The 26,866-nt window shown below is 35.8% G+C and carries 6 protein-coding genes; 2 read left to right on the top strand and 4 right to left on the bottom strand.

The window, feature by feature from the left end; all coding sequences use genetic code 11:
* Positions 1-4 precede the first annotated feature (4 nt).
* Both MG292_RS10075 and MG292_RS10070 read left to right on the top strand, forming a co-directional pair.
* A complete protein-coding gene (locus MG292_RS10075) occupies positions 5-16,645 on the top strand; it encodes a PKD-like domain-containing protein (RefSeq protein WP_264532859.1) in 16,641 nt (5,546 codons plus the stop codon).
* Between the two features lie 7 nt (positions 16,646-16,652).
* A complete protein-coding gene (locus MG292_RS10070; RefSeq protein ID WP_264532860.1) occupies positions 16,653-17,663 on the top strand; it encodes a type IX secretion system membrane protein PorP/SprF in 1,011 nt (336 codons plus the stop codon).
* Positions 17,664-17,709: 46 nt separating this feature from the next.
* Here MG292_RS10070 and MG292_RS10065 read toward each other — a convergent pair whose 3' ends face one another.
* From MG292_RS10065 to uvrA, 4 genes are all read right to left on the bottom strand, one after another.
* Positions 17,710-20,118, bottom strand: a complete 2,409-nt coding sequence (locus MG292_RS10065) for an alpha-ketoacid dehydrogenase subunit alpha/beta (RefSeq protein WP_264532861.1) — start codon at positions 20,116-20,118, stop codon at positions 17,710-17,712.
* A 186-nt stretch (positions 20,119-20,304) separates the two neighbouring features.
* On the bottom strand, positions 20,305-23,133 hold the full coding sequence (locus tag MG292_RS10060) for a gluzincin family metallopeptidase (RefSeq protein WP_319799833.1): 2,829 nt from the start codon (positions 23,131-23,133) through the stop codon (positions 20,305-20,307).
* 71 nt (positions 23,134-23,204) lie between these two features.
* Positions 23,205-23,933, bottom strand: coding sequence for an LOG family protein (locus MG292_RS10055; protein WP_264532862.1), 729 nt, complete (start codon positions 23,931-23,933; stop codon positions 23,205-23,207).
* A gap of 101 nt (positions 23,934-24,034) precedes the next feature.
* Positions 24,035-26,866 carry an excinuclease ABC subunit UvrA gene (gene uvrA, locus MG292_RS10050; protein ID WP_264532863.1) on the bottom strand — a complete coding sequence of 944 codons (2,832 nt, stop codon included), beginning with the start codon at positions 26,864-26,866 and terminating at the stop codon, positions 24,035-24,037.

Genomic DNA, 26,866 nt, shown 5'->3' with positions numbered 1-26,866 from the left:
TAGTATGAAAAAACCCCACAAATTTCAGTCTGTTCTGTTCTTATTATGTCTATTAGTTGGTATTTCCACTTATTCTAAAGAATTGGATTATAAATCAACTACTCCCATAGTTAATTCTTTAGTTACGCCAACGGTTTCTTCTTTTTCTCCAACCGAAGGATATGCAGGAACAATGGTAACCATAACAGGAACTGATTTTACATCTACTTCTGTTGTTAAGATAGGAACTACAATTATTTCGAGTTCTAACATAACATTTGTATCGAGTACTGAATTGAAAGTAGTTATACCTTGCGATATCACTTCGGGAGTAATCGATGTTGACGGCGGCGTGTCTACTTCAGTATTTACGTATCAATCAGCAGTAATATTAAATTTACTTCCAGATTTGTCGTACTGTGTAGGAGTGACGGTTCCGGCGGTAAACCTTGTTGGCGCTCCATCGGGGGTTGTTTTTTCTTGGACAAATACAAATTCAAATATAGGATTAGCTACAAGTGGGACAGGAGCTATTTCTACTTTTACAGCAACTAATACAACAGCTGAACCTATCTCAGGAACTATTGAAATAACTCCATCAATTAATGGATGTGTTGGAATTTCAAAGTCATATACTGTTACAATTAATCCAAAACCTATTGCCAATTCCATAACAACTACTACTGTTTGTGAAGGGACTACTATAAATGATATTGTTTTATCGGCAGCTTCCCCTTTGAACGGTTCAGGTACATCTTTTACTTGGAGCTCTACTAATTCTAATGCCATCGGATTAAGTCAGTCTAGTGGAAATACTTCACCAATACCTTCATTTACTGCAAACAATTTAACGAATAGTCTGGTTGCTTCTGTGTTTACGGTGACACCAACCTATCAAGGCTGTGTGGGTAATTCAGTACAATTTACAGTAAATGTTGAACCAGATAGTGTTGCAGGAACAATTTCAGGACCTAGTACAACTTGTTTTGGGACAGCTCCAGGAGTACTTACTTTAAATAACAACGTTGGTTCAGTTATTAAATGGCAATCATCGTCTAATGATGTAGCTTGGACTGATATTAACGCCTCAACTAATACTTATTCTCCAGGAATTTTAACTGCCAACACCTATTTTAGAGCGGTTGTAACGAGTGGTAGTTGTACAGAAGTTACTACACCATCGGTATTAATTACGGTCAATGCGTTGCCTGTAGTTAATGCAGGATTAGATCAAACGGTTTGTTATGGAAGTTCTGTTACATTAGTAGGAAGTGGAGCTACTACTTATACTTGGAATAATGGTGTGGTTAATACTGTTGCTTTTGTTCCTTCTTCAACCACTACTTATACAGTAACAGGTATAGGAGCAAATGGTTGTGCTGCAACAGATCAAGTAGTTGTCACTGTCAATCCAATACCATCAGCACCTTCAGCAACTGCTCAAACATTTTTAGTTTCACAAAATAAAACAGTTGGAGATTTGTTAATTACGAGTTCGGGAACTCCAATTTGGTATAATTCAGCTTCTGGAGGGTCGCTTTATACGAGTTCAGCGCTATTGACTACAGGAACGTACTATGCTGCTCAAAAGGTTAATGGTTGTGAGAGTACTGCTAGAACTGCTGTTGCGGTTTCTGTTTTTTCAGATTCGGTGGGTGGTAGTGTTTCGGGGTCAACTACAGTTTGTAGTGGTGCCAATTCTACTGTTTTAACAATTTCGGGCTACACAGGAAGTATAAAAAGATGGCAATCATCTACAGTAAGTGATTTTTCGGCTAATGTTACAGATATTACTGTTGTGAGTGCTAATTATACGGTAACAAATTTAACTAGCCCATTGTATTTTAGAGCCGTTGTACAAAGCGGGACTACAACAGAAGCTTTTTCTTCGCCTGCTTTTATAGACGTAACAGCACCATCAAATGGAGGAGTATTAACAGCAACTAACTCAAGTGTGTGTAAGGGAATTTCAGGAGGTTTGTTAACGCTTGGTAGCGAAGTAGGAAATGTTGTTAATTGGCAGCAATCCATTAATAACGGAGCTACTTGGGTTGATATTCCTAATACTTCAACCAATTATAATGCACCTGCACTTACTGATACTACTCAATATAGAGTAGAAGTTAAAAACGGAATTTGTTCTTCTTCGTTTTCTAATGTTGTTACTATTGTAGTAAAAGATACTCCAACGGTGACCGACATACCTAATCAATCTATTTGTTTAGGGAGTACCAAAACTTTTGGAGACGTATTTGTTGCAGGTAATACTTATTCTTTAACTTCTGATTTGGGTTATTCTAGTGCTACGAATCAATCAACTATTTTATTTAATACACTAGGAACTCAAGTTTTTACCTACATCGTAACAAACACTGCCTCTGGTTGTACTACTCAAGATCAATTTGAGGTAACTACAAATCCGCTTCCTTCTGCAACAGTTATTGCTAATACAACAATTTGTCAAGGTACTTCTATTGCAATTGGTGGTACTTCAGTACTTGGATCAACCTATTCTTGGAGTAGCAATCCGATAGGGTTTAGTTCAACAAATTCAAATCCAACAGTTTCTCCAACTGTAACCACTACTTATACTCTTGAAGAGACTATATCAGCTACATCATGTAGGAAAGTGAATGCTGTAGTGGTTACGGTTCAAACTCCACCAGTAGTAACTATTGTTGGAGCTCCACAATACCATGTGTGTGAAACGACTAATCAAATTCAGTTACAATCCTCAGTATCTAATTATACTACTTCATCAATAGTATGGTCAAAAGTGATAGGAACAGGAAGTTTTGATTTTACTAATATTTTAAATCCAAAATATACCCCAAGTATTTCTGATATAGCAGCTGGTTCAGTAAAATTACGAATAACAGTAACAGGTTTAGGAGCTTGTACTCAAACGTACTCAGAAGATTTAGTGATTATTATTGATAAAAAGCCAATTGCAAATGCAGGTCTGGATGTAGCTACATGTGGAACAAGCCCAATTCAGTTAGATGGTTCAGTATCACAAAATGCATTCAATTATATTTGGACTTTGCCTACCAATGTAACAGGAACTTTAAATACTTCTGATCCAGCAAAACCTATTTATACCCCAAGCACAGCAGATGTTTCATATTCTGGGCCTATTACTATTACTTTAGAAGCCACCTCTAATTCAACTTGCGCAAGCACATTTGATACTGTAGATGTTTTAATCACTCCAGCACCTGTGGTCAATGCGGGACCGCCAACAACGAGTATTTGTGAAGGATCGAACTATATTGTTCCATCAGGTTCTGCTTCTGTTCAAAATGTAGATGCCAATACTATCATTTGGACCAAAGGAACAGGAGATGGTACTTTGGTTAGTGCAACTTCGTTAACGCCAATCTATATTCCGGGGCCTAATGATATTGCAACAGGTTCAGTAACGCTAAAGTTAAGTGCATCAGGAAATAATGCCTGTTCAACACCTGTATCAGATAATCTTATTTTGAATATTGTCAAAGAGCCTGTTGTAAATGCAGGTGCTGATATTACGGTTTGTGAAGGTTCTATAAATGTAGCGGCTTCTATACAAAATGCAGGAACAATTCAATGGACCACTTCTGGAGGAGGATATTTTATTGATCCAACAGCAAGTAGCCCAATTTATATACCGAGTAATTCAGATTTAAATTCTACAGTTACTTTGACTGTAACAGTGACCCCATTAAGTCCTTGTGGGACAACTAAATCAGATAGTGTTTTGTATCGAATTAATGCTAAGCCTACTGTTGTAGCAGGTGGTGATGTAACAATTTGTCAAACAACTCCCACTTATCAATTACAATCTACAGTTACCAACTCTTCTTCTATAACTTGGACATCAACGGGTTCAGGTACTTTTGATAATATTCATAATGAAGACCCAGTTTATACTTTAAGTCCCAATGATATAGTGAATGGTTCGGTTACTTTTACCGTTACTACAACTCAAGCAGGATGTACCAATGCCCAAGATACAATGGTATTGACGATTCAAAAAAATCCAGTGGCTAATGCTGGCTTAGCTCAGGTGATTTGTCAAGGGGACTCAGTAGTATTACCAGGTTCTGCGACTAATGCAAGTTCAGTTAACTGGGTTAGAAGTGGAGGGACGGGTTCTTTTATCAATGATAATACGACTAACCCTACTTATACTTCTACAGGAAGTGAGTCAGGAGTTATTTATTTGACCCTTGAAGCTAATGCAATTGCGCCTTGTACTATTTCATCAAGTTCGGAAACTACTATTACCATAGTTCCTAAACCAACTGCCGATGCAGGAAGTAATGCACAAATTTGTGAAGGAGAAACGTATACAATTAATAATGCAAATGCAACTAATTATGTAGGTTTGCAATGGTCAACCAATGGAGATGGAACTTTTACAGGAGGGAATACATTGACGCCAACTTATACCCCTGGTATAAGCGATAAAAGCAATGGTTCAGTGGTATTAACTTTAGTAGCTACTAAAAACTTCCCTTGCAATGCCAATGCTGTAGATCAAATGACTTTAGTAATCAATAAAGTACCATCGATTACAGTTATTAATCCAGATGTGAATCTATGTGTGAATAGTGGGCCATATACTATTACAGGAGTAGTTCCCGTTGATTATGATACATTATCATGGACTACAACTGGTACGGGGACATTTTCGTCAACTACTACAGCGACACCAATATATTCACCTTCAGCAGCAGATTATACTTTAGGAACAGTAAAATTAAAGTTAACAGCTTCTAGAAATCCGTTGAATTGTAATTCTTCGACATTCAAAGAAATTACACTCCATTTTATATCAAAACCTACTGTAGATGCGGGGCCTCTTACTGCTGAAATTTGTCAAGGATTTTCATATGTAACTAATAGTGCTACGGCTAGTAATTATTCTAATGTTACTTGGTCAACATCAGGAACAGGAACGTTCATTAATGCAACTACTTTATTAGCTAGTTATACTCCTTCAGCTTCTGATTATAATGCTGGATTTGTTATTTTGACTTTATCAGCAAATCCAATAGCACCTTGTTCAGGACCAATCACTGATACTATTCGATTAAATTTACAAAAAACACCGGTAATTACTGTTCCAGCCGACACATCAATTTGTGTGAATCAAAACACGTTTAGCATAGGAGGGGTTTCAATTTCTCCTGCAGATGCTTACGATACGAATTCAATTGTATGGACTACAACAGGTACTGGAACTTTCTCACCTTCGGGAGATGCTTTGAATCCAATTTATAATCCTTCTACGGATGATATAGCTGCTGGTTTTGTAAATTTAAAAATTACAGTAAATCCAATTGCTCCTTGCGTAACTTCGGTATCCAACACATTCAAATTGTCGTTCCAAAAACTACCAGTAGCAACTGCAGGAGCTAATTTAACAAGATGTGCCTTGCCTTTTCAAATTACTTCAGCTACAGCTGATTTGACTACCGTTAATAATTTAGTTTGGACAACAAATGGTACAGGAACTTTTGATTATTCTAATATTATCGATCCTATTTATACACCTAGTGCTGCCGATATTTTAAGTGGTTCGGTGATTTTAACATTAACAGCGAATCCAATTGCTCCTTGTGCAATACCATCGGTGAGCAATTTTACACTAACCTTAATCAAATCTCCAATTGTAAATGTCGTAACGCCTCAGGCTGCCATTTGTGAAGATGCGACTAATATATTAGTAGCTGGAACAACAGTTGCTAATGTAGCTTCCTATAATTGGACTTCAACTACGGGAACCACAATATCAAATGCAAATTCGTTAACTCCATTAGTTACACCAAGTGCAACTGATATTACTAACGGCTATATCGATGTTACAATTACTGCTATTCCGAATGCACCTTGTAGTACATCAGTATTAAAAACTGTACGTATTCCTATTCAGAAAAAACCAATCTTGAGTGCGGGAGCTTCTCAAACTATTTGTGAAGGTAGCGTAATTACAACTTCGGATGCGATTGCCACTCAAGTAACTAATTTAAAATGGACTAAAAATGGCGGAGATGGAAGTTTTTCAACTTCGGATACAAGTCGAGTTGTAGAATATATTCCAGGTCCAAATGAAATTGCATCAGGTAAAGTTGTATTAACTTTAACAGGAGATGCTATTGCTCCCTGTGTAGGTACTATTTCTAGTACTGTTGAACATTTAACTGTTAAAAATCCTGTAATTACGGTTAATCCCACTCAGGTTACTATTTGTGAAACAGATACCTATCAAGTACCTCTAAGTCAAATTAATGTAGTTAATCCAACTTCGGTTGCTTCTGTACAATGGACAACAACAAATGCTAGTTCCTTAACAGGAAGTACAACATTTACTCCTATTTATACTCCATCAGCTGTAGATATAGCTACGGGTTATGCGAATTTAGTATTAACTGTTACTCCTATAGCACCTTGTGCAACTCCTATAGTAAAAACAATTCGTGTTAACATTGCTAAAAAAGCTACAATAGATGCCACGCAACCGAATTATACATTTTGTGAAAATACTGCAAAACAGTTAACCGCTAGTTTTGCTAACCACAATGCTACTACTATTCAATGGAGAGTTGTTTCGGGAGCAGGTACATTGTCTGCTGCAAATACAGCAACACCAATTTATACTCCAGACCCTTCAAGTACAACAGTTGTATTAGAAGTTAGTGTTTCGAGTATTTTGCCATGTGCTGGAGTAACAACTAAACAAATTACACTGAACGTAATTAAAAAACCAGTGGTAACTTTTGCAAAAACTACTGATACTATTTGTAATTCCCAAACATCCTATGCTCTGAATGGCAATTCAGTTGGCAATGCTACTGCTAGTACGACTTATTTATGGACTACTACTGGAACGGGTACTTTTGATAACAATACAGCATTAGTTACAACATATAATTTTTCTGCAGCTGATTTGTTGAACAATTCAGTGACTCTACGTTTATTAGCAAAGTCAGATGCATTATGTGCCCTGACGGATTATAAAGAAATAGTAATCACTATTAAACCAGCCCCAACTGTAAATACAATTCCTTCTGAAACTATTTGCGAAGGCAGTGTATTTACTGCAACCGCTATAGCAACTAATGAAAGTTCGGTGTTATGGACAACTGTAGGTACCTCTAATGGAACCTTCACGAATGCTAATTCTGAAACAGCAACGTATGTACCAGGTACAAATGATACTAATGGATTTACATTACAATTTACGGCTATTGGTGACCCTGTTTGTGCATTGGCAACAACTACTAAAACGGTAACGATACAAAAACTACCTACAGTAGATGCAGGTGTAGAAAATAGAAATAATTGTTCAAATGAACCGTTTCAAATAACAGGGGTGATAGGACAAAATACAGGGACGATTACTTGGAGTTCAAACTCGAGTAGTGGTGTTAATAGAGGGACTTTTAGTAATCCATCAGTATTAAATCCAATATATACTCCAAGTGCAGCTGAAATTGCTGCAGGAACACCTATTACATTAACAGTAACAGTAAATGGTGTTTCCCCTTGTACTAATTCTGTTTCTGACTTTATTGTTTTGCATCTTGATCCCAAGCAAGTAGTCAATGCAGGATTAGACCAAACTATTTGTGAAGGCGCTACAATAAGTTTAGCAGGAGCTGTAACGCATACTTCGAGTGTAAATTGGACAAGTAGCTCGTCAGGCACTTCTGGATTTGTTAATCCAAATTCGGCTACTACAACGTACCAACCCAATGCTACAGATATTTTAAATGGAACAGTTACTTTAACACTTCATGGGTTGAGTGATTCAAATTGTCCAGAAGTAGTTGATACAATGGTTGTAACTATTGTGAAAAAACCAACGGCTAACGCAGGTGTCAATATAACTATTTGCGAAGGTACGTCTTATACTTTAGTGAGCGGAGATGCAACAGCTCAGAACTATTCATCGCTTACTTGGACAGCCACAGGTCCTGGAACTTTGGATGCAAGTACTATACATAGTTTAACACCAAGATACAATCCAGCACCAGGTCAGGTAGGAACGGTTACACTAACAATGACAGCTGAAGGATATAGTCAATGTGGAGTCAATGCCATTTCTTCTAAAACAATAACCATAATTGCAAGCCCCTCTGTATCGGTTCCAAGTACAAGAACTATTTGTCAAGGACAGTCATTGACATTAACAACTGCTGAAGTTTCAGCTACTAATTATGCAGCTTTAGCATGGACTTCATCAAATGGATTAGGTAGTTTTGCTCCTAGTACTAGTTTGGCCACAGTGTTCACACCAACAACTACACAATCAGGTACAGTTAATTTAAGATTGACAGCGACTGCTTTGAATGCTGTTTGTACCAATGCTTTTGCTGAAGTTGCTGTTACGATTGTGCCGAGTCCAATTGTAAATGCAGGTGTAGATGCAAGTATTTGTCAGACAGGAACTCATACCATCTCGGGTGCTAGTGTACCTTCGGGATCAGTATTTAATTGGACTATTTCGGGACCAGCAACAATTAGTGCAGGAACAGAAACTACACTTACCCCTGTTGTAGTTCCTAATCCGGGATCCTCAGGAACAGTAACTTTAACATTAACAGTTCAAGGTGCAGCACAATGTCCTACGCCAGTTTCAGATACGGTAACGGTTACCATTTTTCCATCACCAACGGTAGATGCTGGATCCAATCAAACTGCATGTGAAGGAATTGCATTTATTTCACTTAATGGAACGGCTAGTAACGGTATTAATTACACTTGGACAACCGATGGAGCTGGAACTATTCAAACTGGGACTAATCCATTGCAGGCTAAATATATTCCAGATCCAACTGATTATGCTAATTCTTCGGGGGTAAATACAATTACAATGTATCTAACTGCAGGAGGTGTCAATGGTTGTTCCCAAGTTGTAGATTCTATGACAGTTACTTTGTACTCTAAGCCTAAAGTTTTTGCTGGAATTGATCAAACTGTTTGTCAAGGAACAACCGTTTCTTTAGGAACAGCTACAGCAAGTAATTTTAGTACTGTAACTTGGACTACATCTGGAAATGGAGCTTTTAATTATTCAGGTTCTAATGGAGGGATAAGACCATCTTATGTTTTAGGGTCAAATGATTTATCTACGGTTACACTGACGATATCGGCAATGCCAAATGCCAATTGTTCACAGGTTGCAGTTACAGATCAAGTTGTTATTACAGTTCATAAAAATCCAACCATTGTAGCTTCTTCAAACGAAGTTACAATGTGTGCAGAGACATTTACTTTACCAGATGTAATTACTGTAAATGATGCAAATTCTATTATATGGACGAACACAACAGGTATGAGTACTGTTGGTACCATTGTAAATGGAACTTCGGAAACTCCATTAGTAACTCCTACAATTGCTGAAATAGCAAATGGTTTTGTACTATTAACTGTAACAGCGCAGCCATTAAGTGGTTGTTCTACATCTGATTCGGAAGTGATTAAGGTAAACTTAATACCTAAGGCTATAGTTAATGCAGGTACGGATGCAGTATTTTGTCAAGGAACTCCAATAGTTGTTAATAGTAATGCAAGTGTAACAAATTCAACCAATTATTATTGGACTGAAAATGGAACAGGTACTATAAAAGCATCAACTTTAAATACATTGTCTCCAGAATATATTCCAGGTACTAATGAGACCGGAATTATTACCCTTACTTTACACGCTACCAATTCAAGTCCTTGTACTAGTGAAGTTACAGATACTATGACTGTAACAATTAATCCACAGCCAACAGTTACTGCAGGACCAGACGCTACAATTTGCGAAACATCGACTTACAATTTAGTAAATGCCACGGCGGCAAATTATGATAATTTACCTACTAATTTGGAATGGGTAGCTTATCAGGATATTAATCGAACAACATTGGCAACAGGAACATTCTCAAATGTTCATGCTGTAAATCCTACTTATGTACCAAGTGCAGCAGATATTGCTTTAGGGAAAGTATATTTAACTTTAAAAGTAGCTAGTACAAGTTGCGGAACATTAGTTACCGATACAATGGAATTGACAATTGCTCAAGGAACGGGTGTCAATGCGGGTGTCAATGCTTCAATTTGTGAGGGTAGTACGTTTACATTGTCACAAGCAACAGCAGATAATGTTGCCACCGTATCATGGACAAGTTCGCAAAATAGCAATGGAACCTCAAGTTCAACGTACCAATCAGGAGTATTTAGTGATTCGTCAATTTTAAAACCGGTATATACTCCAAGTGCAGATGATAGTAATTTGGGTTATGTTTATTTGAAATTAACAGGAGTAAGTAATTCAACTTGTCCAGCTAATTCGAGTGTAATTCGTTTGGATATTGTTAAAAAGCCTACAGTAGCAGCTAGTGATGTTCAAATGTGTGTTAATAGTCCGCAAATTACTTTGAATGGAACAGCTACTAATTATCAATCCGTAAATTGGAGTGTTCTAAGTGGACCAGGAAGTATTATTGCTAATTCTGCAAATCCTTTGAATCCAACATATAGTTCTGGATTATCCATCAACGAACCTACAAATAAGACTGCTGTTGTTCGATTGTTTGTAACACCAAAAGCAGGATGCCCTTCCTCTGCTGCAGTTTATGAAGACGTTACGATTAATATTCAAGCTTTGCCTATAGTTGAAGCAGGAGTGAGTGGATCAACGTGTTACATAACAGGTCAACCTATTGCAGCCTTTTCAATTACAGGAACGGAGGTTACCAATGGAGGCACTCAAAACTGGACGACCTCTGCAGCAGGAACATTTACATTAGGCAATCCAGTATTGTATAATTCATTTAGTAATAGTTGTACCCCTGAAGTATTGACCTTAACGGTGAATGGAGTAGGAGCATGTAGTACAAGTTCTAAATCAGATTCAGTAACTTTAGCGATTAATTGTTCCGCACCTAATTTAGGAACTATTTCTTCTAGTAATGGAAATACAATTTGTCAAAGTGAAACAGCTACAGTTACTTATACAGTTCCTGCAAATCCTAATGTGTTAACATACAATTGGTCGATACCTTCTGGAGCTACTTTGGTTTCTGGACAAAATACAAATACGATAACTGTTCGTTATGGAATAGGGTCATTATCAGGAACCATTTCTGTGTATGGAGCAAATGGATGTGGAAACGGATCAATTTCAACTTTCCCAATTACGGTGAATGCATTGCCAACGGCTACTTCAATTAGTGGACAACAGCAAGTTTGTGCGGGAGCTTCGGGGATTGTGTATACAGCTTTGGCTATGCCAAACGCGACAAGCTATACTTGGACTCTTCCAAATGGAAGTACAGTAACAACAGTTTCAAATACAATCAGTATCAATTATCAAACAACGGATGTTTCAGGTAATTTAAGTGTAGTAGTTAATAATTCTTGCGGTGCAGGACCTGTCTCAGCTAATTACCCAATTACAGTTGTTCCTAAACCTACTTTTACAAGTAATTTAACACCCGCAGCTGTTTGTAGTGGGGCTTTGTTTGATTATGTGCCTACCTCATCTACAACAGGTGTTACATTCTCTTGGACAAGAGCGACCCAAAGCGGTATTGCTAACGTAGCAACAAACTCAAATGGTAATATTAGTGAAGCATTGGTTAATACCACCTCGAATTCAATTAGTGTAGTCTATCAATATACAATGCAAGGAGCCGCACCAAGTTCTTGTACGAATGTTGCTACGGTTACAGTAACTATTAATCCTACCCCAAGCTTAACATCTCCTTCAAGTGTTTCATCGATTTGTTCAGGAACAGTATTTAGTTATACTCCAACAAGTAATGTTTCGGGAACCATATCTTGGACACGTGCTTCAGTTTCAGGAATTTCTGAATCAGCTGCATCTGGCACGGGTTCAATTAGTGAGATGTTAACAAATACTTCTTCGTCAAGTAAAACAGTGGTTTATACTATCACTTTACCTGTGAATAGTTTTGGATGTTCTAAAACATATGATTTACCTATTGTAGTCAATTCATTACCAACTGCTACAATTTCTGGTTCAACTGCAATATGTAGAAATAGTACAAATCCAACGATTACATTTACGGGTGCTAATGGAGTAGCTCCGTATATATTTACCTACAAAATTAATGGTGGAAACAATCAAACCATTACAACTACTTCAGGAAATACGGTGTCACTTAATGTTTCTTCAGCAAATTCTGGCTCATTTGTTTACACTTTGGTTAGTGTTCAAGACTCGAGTAGTTCAAGTTGTTCACAATTACAATCTGGTTCAGCTACTATTACAGTTAATGCTTTACCAGTTTTAGTTGTTAATGCACCTACTCCAGTTTGTGCACCAAATACGGTAGATTTAACAGCAGTTACTACAGGATCAGATGCTGGATTGAATTATACGTATTGGAAAGATAGTTTAGAAACTATTCCATACAATACCCCAAGTTTAGCCACAGCAGGGACGTATTATATTAAAGCAACTAATTCTAATGGATGTACAGATAGTAAATCTGTAACTGTTTATGTAAATCCATTACCAACAGCTTCTATTTCAGGAACAACCGAAGTATGTAAAAATAGTGGTAGTCCAGTAGTTACTTTTGCAGGAGCTAATGGAACTCCCCCATATACTTTTACTTATACTATTAATGGAGGAGCTAATCAAACGATTACTACTTCTAACGGAAGTACTGCATCTATATCAGTAGCTACTGTAACACCAGGTGTGTATAATTATAATTTAGTGAGTGTTCGTGATTCAAGCTCTTCTACGTGTACCCAGTCGCAATCTGGTTTAGCAACGATAACAGTTAATCCATTACCTACGGCTACTATATCAGGTACTGTTTCGACTTGTGTTAATGCGACAAATCCAATAGTAACATTTACAGGAGCTAATGGAACCGCTCCATATACATTTATATATTCCATAAATGGAGGCGCAAATCAAACTATTACAACGGCAACAGGAAATAGTGTTACACTTCCGGTAGTTACATCTACCGCTGGAATTTTTACGTATAATTTGATTAGTGTAAGCGATAGCAGTTCAACAGCCTGTTCACAATCTCAAACAGGAAGTGCAACAGTTACTATAAATCCTCTACCTACACTTATTGTTACAAATCCAGCAGAAGTTTGTGTTCCTAACACAATTGACTTGACAGCTACGACTACAGGATCTAGCTCAGGATTAACCTATAGTTATTGGAATGATAATGCAACAACTATCGCAATAGTAAATCCTACTTCTATTTCAGCTTCGGGAACTTATTTCATTAAAGGAACTGATGCTAATGGTTGTTTTATTGTAAAACCGGTAGTTGCAAAAATTAACCCATTACCTACCGCAACTATTTCGGGGACTACTAGTTATACAGTTTGTCAGAATGCGAGTCAACCGTTAGTTGTATTTTCGGGAGCCAATGCTACACCTCCTTATGTATTCCAATACAGAATCAATTCAGGAGCCATTCAAACTGTTTCGACTACAGCTACTAGTAGTACAGTATCGGTAGCCATTCCAACTTCAACTGTAGGTAATTATACGGTTACTTTAGTTAGTGTAAGAGAATCAAGTGCATCGGCTTGTAGCAACTCTTCTATAACATTGCCAAATCAGGCTTTTGTTACGGTAGAACAAGGGGGTACAGTTACTCCACAAAATGCAATGACTGTGAGTCAAACGGTTTGTCAAGGTTCGCCTATAAATCCAGCAGTATTCGCTATTGGAGGTTCAGCTTCGAGTGCTTTTGTAACTAATTTACCAACAGGAGTTACGGGTGTGTACAACGCTACATCAAGAACTATAACAATTTCAGGTAGTCCCACAACTACCGGGGTGTTTAGTTATGTGATTCATACAGCGGGTTCTGTAAATGGATGTGACTCAACGTTTAATGGAACACTTACAATTAATGCAGATGATACTATAAATATTTTGACTCCTACTACAGTTAATCAAAAAGTATGTGCTTGTACAACAATTCAGCCAATTGTATATAACTTAGGTGGAGGAGCTACTGGAGGTGATGTAGTATTTTCTCCTCATGCACCATCAGGATTAATTTGGTCTATTGCTTCCAATACATTGACTATTTCTGGAAGTTCGTGTGAGGTAGGCACTTTTACATATACGGTACAATCTTATGGGATATGTGATCCAACTACATACACAGGAACTATTGAAATTGTACAAAATGCAACAGTTAGTGTCGTTTCTGGAAATCCAAATACTACGGTTTGTATCGGAAACTCATTTGCGGTTCCGGTTAAATTTGCAATAACTCCTGCCACAGAAACAATGGTACTAAAAGGAACATTGCCAACTGGAGTAACATTTAATCCTAGTACAGGAATACTTTCAGGAACACCAACACAGAGTGGTTCTTTCTCGTATGTGATTGATTCATCTACCTCTTGTGGAACTAGTATATCAGGTACAATTACAGTGAACCCTGTTCAGTCGATAAGTTTGCTTTCGGGCGCAACTAGTCAAATAGTTTGTATTAACAGCGCTATTAATCCTACTACATTTACGGTAGCTCCAGGAGTAACCAGCGTTACAATAAATCCGCCTTTGCCTAACGGAATAACATTATCCTTAAATACGACAGCAGGAATTGTAACAATTTCAGGTACGCCTACTGTAGCGACTAGTTTACCTCAAAATTATACTATTACAACTCAAGGCGGATGTGGTACCTCTGCTTCAACTAGTATCTTCTTTGATATTAAGCCAGCGGCAACTATTACCTTCATAAGCAATAGTTCTTCTTTGAATCAAGCTGTTTGTCAAAATGGACCAATTGTTCCAATTCAATTCACAGTAGGAGGAGGAGCAACAGGTATAGAAAATCCTATATTACCAGCAGGTTTGACTATTTCGTTTGATGCAGCAACAGCTGTATACACTATTCAAGGCAATCCAACAGTTAACGGAACGTTTACTATTCCAATTACTACAACAGGTTGTTCAATTACAGAAAATGTTGTTATCTCTAATGTTAATTCGGCAGTTTCAGTGAATTTGATTTCGGCTACAGGAACAGATAATCAAACGGTTTGTCAAACAAATTTTAATACAGCAATTGTTCCAATTAAATATACTATCGTTGGCGCTACAGGTGTTACCCTAACGGGATTACCAGCAGGAGTTTCCTCTTCATATGATTCTGAGACAGGCGAGTTATTAATTAGTGGAATTCCAACTCGTGCTGGTATTTTTAATTATACTATTACAACCCTACCTTGTAGCAGTATTAAAACGGGTGTTTTAAAAGTATCAACACCAATGACAATTACCAATGAATCTGTTACCAATGTGACTTGTAGTACTGCACAAAATGGAGCTATATCAGTAACAATTGTTGGTGGTGTAACTTCAGGTGGTTTGTATGCGGTACATTGGTCAGGACCAAATGGTTTCCAACAAAATCAAACCAATATTACTGGTTTAGAAGCTGGAAATTATACCCTTAGTGGAACCGATGCCATCGGTTGTCCTTTACCAACTAAAACTTATACGGTACAACCCGCTCAACCAATAGTAATTTCTTTAGTGTCAACAACTAATGTAACTTGTAATGGATCATTGGGATGTGCTAATTTTAATTATACAGGGGGAAGTGGTATTTATACGCAATTTGTTTTAAAATATCTAGATCCATCTTCACAAGCATTGAATACAGTGGTTCCTTTGAATAATAATTATTTCAATATTTGTAATTTAAAAGCAGGTCTTTATTATTTAACAGTAACGGACAGTAATAACTGCACAACAGAGCCTTATTTGTTTACAATATATGACTACAGTACGCTTAAAATTGATTCGGTTAGTTTAGATACAACATTATGTGCTAATACAGCGGGTAAAGTTAGAGTTTCGGTATCTAGTTTAGATAGTAATCTTACATTCTATTACAATAATTCATTAGTTTCTAGTGTTGATTTAGGTAATAATGTGTATGAAATATCTATTGCAAATCCAACAACACCTACAGGAATTATAAAGGTTATGAATAGTCAAAATTGTTGGGATACAAAAACAATAAATACCGCTATTGTTAACCCACAGTTGAGTTATACGTCATTAAATTTAACAACGTATGGCAATGTTTCAGTAAATGAAAGTGTTAAGTTTACAAACGGATTAACAGTGTCAAATATACCAGCAGAATATGAGTATATAGTTTGGGATTTTGGAGATAATAGTCCGCCAAAAGTGTTCTATAATCCAAAAGATATTCTCCCAAATAGTTCCGGTGAAAGTATTACAACGGTATATCATACCTATGCTATAGATGGTTTATATCCAGTAACATTGACAGTGTACAATCAATTTGGTTGTTCACGTTCTATCACTGAAATCATTACGGTAGGCCAAGGTGCAGGTATCATGTTGCCAACTGCTTTTTCTCCTAATAATGATGGTATTAATGACTTATTTAGACCGTCTTTATTGGGCTTAAAAGAAGTGAGCATGTATATCTATGATAATTGGGGTAATCTGGTATATGAAATTAGTTCTGATACAGCATCTCTTCCTTCAGATTGGGGTTGGAATGGTGTTGAGAAAGTAAATTCAGAGCCTGTTAATGGGACCTATCGTTATTATATTATGGCCAAAACGATAAACGATAAAATAATTGAAAAAGAAGGGCACTTTATCCTAATTAAATAGTGAAATTATGACTGCTAAATATATTTATACTTTTTTTGTTGCTACTTTTTGTCTTCAAATTTTTGGACAAGATTTTGCTTTAAAAAACCAAAATAAGGTTATGGGGATTGTTAACCCAAGTTTTTATGGTTTTGGAGATTCGTCAAAAGCTGGAGTAATTTATAATTCAGAAGGTTATAATGAGGGTAGTAAGATCGAATCTCGATTAGGATTTGCCACACACTATTTTGACAATAATGAGTTTTCCTTGGCATTAGATGTTAATTCTACAAAAATTAGTCAACTAGGTTATTCTACCACACAGGCTAATATTCATTATATTTATAAAGCGCAACTTTCTTATGAATGGACATTCAATCCTTCTATAACAGTAGGTTATGGAAATAATAGATTGGATTATTCTTCTTTAATTTTTGAAGACCAAATTAACGTATTAACAGGATATATAGCAGGAATTACAAGAGATCCTGTTACTATAGATAATAAAATAAATTATGTAGATATTGGGGCAGGAGCAGTGGTTCATAATAATCGGAACTTATTTTTTGGATTGAATTTGAAGCACATTAATCGCCCCGAAACATCATTTAATAGCGATGCAAGTAATAAAAAAGATTTGTTTATTTCGGCTCAATCAGGTTATGAAAGAGATCTGAATCCGTATGGGCAGAGTGCTTTTTTACCTGAAAATTCATATTTGTATTTGTATAATTCTTTTGCAAAACAAGGTGCTAAAACAAGAATTGATTTGTATCAAGAAGCAATTTTAGGCAATATTTCTTTTGGATTAAATGAGCATTTTAATAAATACGATGGATTCTCTATTTCGCAATTGGGGACATCGTTTAGTGTTTTTATTGAAGAAATTGAAGTGGGAGCAAATTATTCCTTTGACATTGGCACGAAGAAAATAGCTGGTACTACTTTTAATACGTTTGAATTATATGTGACTTTTGACTTCAATCCATTCAAAAAGAATAGACGTGGAAACAATAGTCGTTTTTATGATATGCAATAGTGTGGATTACAAACTAAAAAGGCTACCATTTGGTAGCCTTTTTAGTTTAATATAAATCTGGATATTGATTAGGATGTACTTCACTCATCATGGCATACACTTTTTCAAAAATATCTTCGGTGGATGGTTTTGAAAAATAATCACCATCGGTCCCATAAGCAGGACGATGTGCTTTTGAAGTCAATGTTTGAGGTTTACTGTCCAAATACGAGTAACCATCTTGTTCTTCCAAAATTTGTTGCAATATGTAAGCCGAAGCTCCTCCAGGGACATCCTCGTCTATAATCAGTAGTCGATTAGTTTTGGCAATACTTTTTACAATATCTTTATTGATATCAAAAGGCAATAAAGATTGAATATCAATTACCTCACAATCAATACCTATTTCGGATAATTCTACGGCAGCTTGTTCCACTAATCGTAAAGTAGAACCATAAGAAACCAAAGTTATATCTTTTCCTTCTCGAAGTGTTTCTACAACACCAATAGGAGTTTTGAATTCACCGTAGTTTAAAGGCGCTTTTTCTTTGAGTCGGTAACCATTTAAGCATTCTACTACAAGGGCAGGTTCATCACATTCTAAAAGGCTATTATAAAATCCTGCAGCTTGAGTCATATTTCTAGGAACCAAAACGTGAATTCCTCGAATGGCATTTAAAATCATTCCCATTGGTGAACCCGAATGCCAAATGCCTTCTAATCGATGTCCTCGTGTACGAATAATTAGCGGTGCTTTTTGTCTGCCGGCTGTTCGGTATTGCAAGGTGGCTAAATCATCGCTCAGGATTTGTATAGCGTAAAGTAAATAATCTAAATATTGAATTTCAGCAATAGGACGAAGCCCTCTAAGTGCTAAACCAATACCTTGTCCAATAATGGTTGCTTCTCGAATACCTGCATCGGTTACACGAAGATCACCATACTTTTCCTGCATTCCTTCCAAACCTTGATTGACATCTCCAATATTTCCTGCGTCTTCGCCAAATACTAAAGTTTCTGGGTATTTACTGAATAATGCATCAAAATTGTCGCGTACAATCATACGGCCATCGGTATCAGCGAGGGTATTATCATTGTATTTTGGTGCAACTACTTCTACAGAGTGAATGTTAGAGTTTGATTCAGAATGCAAATGGCTACTGAATTTTCTTTGAGTGATTTTAGTGTAGTTTTGGATCCATTGCGCCAACTCAGTTTTGCCTTTCTCATTGACTATCAAACGAATCACTTTTCTAGCAGTACTTAAAATTTCCTTTTTTAAAGGGTCTTTAATATTTTTTAAAATCGAAATATATTGAAGAATTTTAGTCTTATTTTGACTAGATTCAGCTACTTTTTCAAGTAACAAAATCAATTCTTTTTGTTCACTTATTATTGGTTCAATGAATTCTTTCCATGCTTCTTTTTTACCTTCAATAACTTCTTTTTTAGCATTAGCATCAATTTCATCTAATTCTTCAGGAGAAGCAATATTGATAGCAATCATCCATAATCGCATTTGACGAATACAATCGTATTCTTTTTCCCAATTTAATCTTTCGGTACTTTTATATCGTTCATGGGAACCCGAACTAGAATGTCCTTGGGGTTGAGTGAGTTCAGAAACATGAACTAAAACTGGAATATGTTCTTCACGAGCTAAATTAGCTGCTTTTTCATAAGTTGCTACTAGATCAGCATAATCCCATCCTTTTACTTTTAAAATTTCAAATCCATTAGTACCTTCTTCTCTTTGATAGCCTTTTAAAATTTCAGAAATACTTTCTTTGGTAGTTTGGTATTTTGCATGTACTGAAATACCGTATTCATCATCCCATACACTCATTACCATTGGTACTTGTAGTACACCGGCAGCATTAATTGTTTCAAAGAAAATTCCTTCAGAAGTACTAGCATTACCGATAGTTCCCCAAGCTACTTCGTTCCCTTCATTGGAAAAATTAGTAGCATTAGTTATCCCAGAAACATGACGGTATATTTTTGAAGCATAAGCTAATCCTAATAGACGTGGCATTTGTGCTGCTGTTGGAGAAATATCTGAACTTGAGTTTTTTTGTTCGGTTAAGTTTTTCCAAGAACCATCTTCATTTAGACTATGGGTTACGAAATGACCACCCATTTGTCTTCCTGCCGACATAGGTTCATAAACCAAATCAGTATGTCCATACAAACCAGCAAAGAATTGTTTGATTGTCAATTTGCCAATTGCCATCATAAAGGTTTGATCTCGATAATAGCCTGAACGGAAGTCGCCGTCTTTAAAAAATTTAGCCATAGCTAATTGTGGGACTTCTTTTCCATCACCAAAAATACCAAATTTAGCTTTTCCAGTTAGCACCTCTTTGCGGCCTAATAGGCTACACTCACGACTTATTACGGCTGTTTTGTAATCTTTTAAAACTTCTGTTTTAAAGTCTTCAAACGTTAAAGCTTTAGTTGTTTTTTCTAGTATCATGATTGATAAGGATAACGTAATGTACAAAAATACTTAAAATCCAGTAGTTTTCATAATTTATTTAAAAAAATATAATTTAATTATTTGTAATTATTTTTTAAAATATAGCTATTTTGTTGAATTATTTTTTAAAAATAAATTATTTGTTAAATAAAGTTTAATTAAATGGCATAAAAATGATTTTTCTTAAAACCACTTCCTGTTAAATAAATTGATTAATGTTTTTGGCGAAAAAGTCACTACAAAACGTATTTTTTCATTGTAGTTTTTTTGGTTGATTTCTAATCCATTATTAGAGTAAAATGGAAGGTATAACTCAAAATAATCGGTTACTAAATTTAATCGAATTCCGCTATCGTATGCAAAATAGTGATTGGTTGAGTTGTTTTTCACAATGCCAAGGTCTCCATATATTTCAATCCAATTCCAAATATTAAAACTACCATTAGCAGCAATCATCCATTGATTAGCAAATGGCACACTCAATTTAGACTTAAATCCTCCTTCTGCTTGGATGTATTGTTGACTAAATAAACCAGAGCTTTCTGATCTTCCATAAAAGTTGTAATCAAAAAGATAATCGGTAGGCTTGTCTAATCCAAAACTAAAATAATCAGAATTAGATTTATTGTACATAAATGCTCCTGCAAATAGGCGTAAATTGATTTGTCGATTACTTTCAAATAGTTTTCTAAATTCAATTTCGGCAGCAATTTTTCCAAATCCTTTAGAGAATTGTACATCGCTACTAGCACTAAAATGATTGGTTATCTCGGTTTTAGTATTGAAATAACGGGCATTGAACACAGAGTAATTTTCTCCAAAATTAGACGTAATGAATTCGCTCTTTTCTCTATTCACGATGACTTGACGAAATACTAAGGCTTGTTTTCGATTGTCTCTAAAGTTATTTTCACGAATTTTTAATTCTATTGTGGGAGCTATTTTTGTATAGGTAGCATCAGGTGCATAATGAAAATAGGCTCCGGTAAGACTGTATCTTATAGTGTATAATCTACTGTTTCTAAAATTTTCATTAAGTATTATAGTGCCATTTCCTGAGATATTTTTCGATTTTGAAGAAAATGTAGGATTTAAATCAAAAATAAAAGGTTTGTCTAAAATCGTTTTGTTATGGAGGCGTAATCCCGGTGATAGTCCGTCATAATAATTGTAAGTTAGAGATGGAACATATAAAATCTGGTTGTAGTAAGGGTCTTCTAGGTCCTTCATAAACACAAATTTGATAGGACGATTATTTGGAAAAAAACCTTCAAGTTTTTTCCAATTGTTTCTCAAATTGTATTCGGGAACTTCATTTTTATAATTTAAAATAATTTTATCAGCATTGTTTCTTTTTATTATAAATGTACTATCACATTCTTTTATGTCTAACCATTCTTTAAAAACAACATTTCCTTTTTTTAATCCATAAATAGGAATAGGTATAGGAATTTCTGTTTTATTTTTCACAGAAATAGTGATGCTGTTTTTTGTCGCAGATACTTTTGAAAATTTATAATCAATCAGTTCACGGGAATTAACAATAGTAGTAAAAAACCAATTGATGTTTTTTTGAGAATTTGATTTCAGTATGGTTTCAAAATCAGTACTTGAAACTTGTTGTTTTTTGTTTCGTTCGTAGAATTGGTGAATACTATTGGATACAATATTATTTTCTAAATAGTCATCTAAAAATAAAATACTCAAGCCTGCTCTATATTTACTTGCAATTTGTTCATTAAATTTAATTAAATCAGTTTTTGGGTTAGCCAATGCCTGATCTAAATTTTTACGCGCCATTAGCATATAAAAATAGCTGTATTGTTTGTTGAAATCTAAATTAGTTATATTGTAGTTTTTTAAAAGTTTGAATCGTGAAGCATTACCTAACATCTTACTTTCAGGATGGTATTTTTGAATGTATTTAATCATTGCAACCATTTGTAAGGCATCATAAATCCAATTGTCTTTTCTTGGATCTAAATGCAGACTATTTTTTAAATAGGTGTCTAAATAAGTTTTTAAGAATTTAATTTCAAATAAAAAATCTTCTTCAAACGGATTTAAAAATGAAGGTAATTGGTTTAAACCATAAAATGGATTTCGGTCATAATTAGTTTGAGATACTACAATTTTTGGATGGGGATAGATTCCAATAAAATCATTGGTGAAATTAGCAATTCGATTGATAATAATAATTTGTTGAATTTCATCTAATTTACTATTTGTAATATCCGATATGACCTCATTTAAGTCATTATAATAACTTTTAAAACCGGATTTAGATTCTATAAATAAACTGAAATCAGTTCTGTTTTCTCCTTCTAAAAAATAATCAGAATGATTTTTATCTCCAGTTTGTTCCGTAACATTCAAATCGGTAGTCAGAACAAGGTTTTTCGGAATTTTGAAATGAATTGTAAAGTCGCAAATTCCGTTAGCAATATCGTCTAAATTACTATTGCTATATTTTACAAAAGTTTTGTTTTCGTATCGAGCAGGACTAAGGAACCAATTTTTAAGGTTCAAATCACCATTTTGGGCAAAACCATATTTAGTGAATTTATTAGTCGGTATTTTTGAAAAATAAGTAAGTTGTATTGTCGTTTTTTGATTTGGAGCTAGTTTTTCGCGTAAATCAACTGTTATGTAGTCAGGATTTGTTGTTGTTCTATGCCAAGTAAGAAATAAATTATTTTCATTTAAAATAGTCAAGTTAGAGGTGCTGCCACGTTCTTCGTCTTTAGCCAAATGAAATCCTCTGTAAAACTCATCCGAAAATCGTTTTCCTAAGGGGGTATTCTTATTGGAGTAGGCATTGTTCCAATCATTTAAAACAATAGAATTAATAGTATCGTTAGATTGATTGAAAAAAGTTATTTCTTGTTGAATACTAAGAGTTTTATTTTCTGTATTCAACTCAACATTCATTTTGCATTGATGCTGAGCAATTAACTTGTTTGAAGCTAATGCCATCAGTACACAAAATACTATTTTTAGAAATGATTTCAAATTCTAAGTTTTAAATACAATATATTAGCTATTATTCGAAAACAGTTCAAGTAATTTTGAAAAACCGTATTCTAGAAGTTAGGACTTAAATCGTATTTTTTATAGAATGCATCTAAAACAGCAACCACCTCATCCTCGGTATCTACAATCTTAAATAAATCCAAGTCGCTTGCACTTACGGTCTTTTCACGCTCTATTAAAACAGTTTTAATCCAATCAATCAAACCTGACCAGAATGATGTACCCACAAGAATAATTGGAAAACGTCCAATTTTTTTAGTCTGAATCAATGTCATCGCTTCAAAAAGTTCGTCCATAGTGCCAAAACCTCCTGGCATCACTACAAACCCTTGAGAATATTTTACAAACATCACTTTGCGAACAAAGAAGTAATCAAAATTCAAGTTTTTATCTCGGTCAATGTACGGATTGTAGTGTTGTTCAAAAGGCAATTCAATATTCAATCCCACAGAGGTACCTCCACCTAAATGAGCTCCTTTATTTCCGGCTTCCATAATTCCGGGACCACCACCAGTAATCACGCCATAACCGGCTTTACTGATTTTAAAAGCAATTTTTTCTGCCAGTAAGTAATAGGGGTCTTCGGGTTGTATTCTAGCTGAACCAAAAATAGTCACACAGGGACCAATTCGCCCCATAGTTTCGTAGCCATTAACAAATTCGGACATGATTTTAAAAATCGCCCAACTGTCATTGGTACGAATCTCATTCCATGTTTTTTGCTTCAGTTTATCCTGAATTACTTTATCTTCATCGTTATCAAAATCTTGTAGTCTCATATTTATTTTTTTTGGAGCTGTTCCTGCTGTTCGCTATATCTTTACTGCCAAACACTGGCAGTAAAGGATGCCGCTACCATCAGGGCTAGGGTTTTGAAATACTAAGCTAATTCTTTTTTCAAAAACTGCGCAGTATAACTGTTTTTATTTTTGCTAATTTCTTCAGGAGTTCCTTTTGCAACGAGTTGACCACCGCCTTTACCACCTTCAGGGCCAATATCAATGATATAGTCGGCTAGTTTGATGACGTCCATATTATGTTCAATAATCAAAATTGTATTGCCTTTGTCAACCAGTTTATTAATCACATCCATCAATACCCGGATGTCTTCAAAATGAAGTCCCGTCGTAGGTTCGTCTAAAATATAAAACGTGTTTCCAGTATCTTTTTTAGAGAGTTCACCCGCTAGTTTAATACGCTGTGCTTCGCCACCCGAAAGTGTTGTGCTTTGCTGTCCCAAAGTAATATAACCTAATCCCACTTCTTGAATGGTTTTTATTTTTCGGTAAATTTTTGGTATGTTTTCAAAGAAAGGCACTGCCTCATCCACGGTCATATTCAATACATCTGAAATGGATTTTCCTTTGTAACGAATTTCCAAAGTTTCTCTGTTAAAACGTTTGCCCTGACAGGTTTCGCATTCTACATACACATCGGGTAAAAAATTCATTTCAATAGTTCGAACACCTGAACCTTCGCAAGTTTCGCAACGACCACCTTTCACATTAAAGCTAAATCGGCCGGCTTTATAACCGCGAATCATACTTTCGGAAGTCATGGTAAACAAATTTCGAATCTCCGAAAATACTTCAGTATAAGTAGCTGGATTGGATCTTGGCGTGCGCCCAATAGGACTTTGATCAATATCGATTACTTTATCAATATGCTCTAAACCTTCAATTTTTTTATACGGCTGTGGTTTTTTTACTCCGTTGAAATAATAGGCATTTAAAATAGGGTAGAGGGTCTCATTAATCAAAGTTGATTTTCCACTGCCCGAAACCCCTGTTACGCAAATTAGTTGGCCTAAAGGGAACTCAACCGAAACATTTTTTAAATTATTTCCGGTAGCGCCCGTTAGTTTCAAAAATTTACCATTGCCTTCGCGACGCTTTTTAGGAACTTCAATTTTCATTTTACCATTCAGGAACTGAGCGGTAATCGTGTTGCTTTTTAAAATTTCAGCAGGTGTTCCTTGACTGATGATTTCGCCGCCAAATTTTCCTGCTTTCGGACCAATGTCAATCACATAATCAGCGCGCTCCATCATGTCCTTATCGTGTTCTACCACTAAAACCGAATTGCCAATATCACGCAATTGTTCTAAAGAGTGAATTAGTTTTTCATTGTCTCTTTGGTGCAAACCAATACTCGGCTCGTCCAAAATATATAATACACCCACTAATTGTGACCCAATTTGTGTGGCCAATCGGATGCGTTGTGCCTCACCACCTGAAAGGGATTTTGAACTTCGGCTTAACGCCAAATAATTCAATCCCACATTCATCAAGAATGCCAATCGGTCTTTGATTTCTTTGATGACTTCAGAAGCAATTGCTTTTTGTTTGTTAGACAAATGACTTTCTAATTCCTGAAACCAAGCTGTTAAATCTGAAATGTCTAAATCGCTTAATTCGGCAATGTTTTTATCGTTTACTTTAAAAAATAGCGCTTCTTTTTTCAATCGCGAACCCTCACATTCAGGACATTTTACTTCGTCCATGAATTCTTTAGCCCAACGTCTAATAGAAGAAGATCCACTTTCGTCGTGTTGGTTTTTGATAAAATGAGCAATGCCTTCAAAGTCAATTTTGTATTCTCTGGCTACGCCTAAATCTTTTGAATGAATGGTAAATTTTTCTTTTCCTCCATTTAAAATCATTTCCATCGCTTCTTCCGAAATGGTCTCCACCGCATCGGTCAATTTGAAACCGTATTTTTCGCCAATGATTTCCAATTGCTTGAAAATCCAGGATGATTTGTATTCGCCCAAAGGCGCAAAACCTCCATTTTTAATCGATAATTTCGGATTCGGGATAATCTTTTTACGATTAATCTCGTTTATAGTTCCTAATCCGTTACAATGTGCGCAAGCGCCTTTTGGCGAATTGAAAGAAAATAAATTAGGTTCTGGATTTTGATACGAAATACCCGTCGTTGGACACATTAAATTCCGACTGAAATAACGCACTTCGTTGGAATCTTGGTCTAAAACCATCAATACGTTTTCGCCGTGATGCATGGCGGTATTGATACTTTCGGATAGTCGTTTTTGATTGTCCTCGCTATTGTCTACTACAAGCCTATCTACCACGATTTCAATATCGTGAGTTTTGTAGCGGTCTAGTTTCATGCCGCTAACCAAATCCTGAATTTCACCGTTCACTCGAACTTTTAAAAATCCTTGTTTGGTTATTTGTTGGAAAAGCTCAGCATAATGTCCTTTTCTAGCACGAATAATAGGCGCTAAAATATTGATTCGTTTTCCTGTAAAATCGTGAATAATCAACTCTTTGATTTGCTCATCAGAGTACGAAACCATTTTTTCTCCCGTATTGTAACTGTATGCATCAGCGCCACGGGCATACAACAAACGCAAGAAGTCATAAATTTCAGTAATGGTTCCTACGGTTGAGCGTGGACTCTTGCTGGTTGTTTTTTGTTCAATGGCAATTACTGGCGAAAGGCCGTCAATTTTATCTACATCCGGGCGTTCTAAACCTCCTAAAAACTGTCGTGCATACGCAGAGAAAGTTTCGATATAACGACGTTGTCCTTCGGCATAAATAGTATCAAATGCTAAAGATGATTTTCCAGAACCCGAAAGCCCTGTGATTACGACTAACTGCTCCCGAGGTATAGCAATATCAATGTTTTTTAGATTATGAACGCGTGCGCCTTGAACGTCAATAGTATTGTCTGTATCTACCAT

The sequence above is a fragment of the Flavobacterium keumense genome (assembly GCF_029866485.1).
GTDB classification, from domain to species: Bacteria; Bacteroidota; Bacteroidia; order Flavobacteriales; family Flavobacteriaceae; genus Flavobacterium; species Flavobacterium keumense.
This window is presented reverse-complemented; position numbering and strand designations above follow the sequence as displayed.

Excerpts from the sequence above, each read along its gene's own strand:
- MG292_RS10065 (WP_264532861.1), bottom strand. The coding sequence starts at position 20,118 with ATGATACTAGAAAAAACAACTAAAGCTTTAACGTTTGAAGACTTTAAA.
- MG292_RS10055 (WP_264532862.1), bottom strand. The coding sequence starts at position 23,933 with ATGAGACTACAAGATTTTGATAACGATGAAGATAAAGTAATTCAGGAT.
- MG292_RS10070 (WP_264532860.1), top strand. The coding sequence starts at position 16,653 with ATGACTGCTAAATATATTTATACTTTTTTTGTTGCTACTTTTTGTCTT.
- uvrA (WP_264532863.1), bottom strand. The coding sequence starts at position 26,866 with ATGGTAGATACAGACAATACTATTGACGTTCAAGGCGCACGCGTTCAT.
- MG292_RS10075 (WP_264532859.1), top strand. The coding sequence starts at position 5 with ATGAAAAAACCCCACAAATTTCAGTCTGTTCTGTTCTTATTATGTCTA.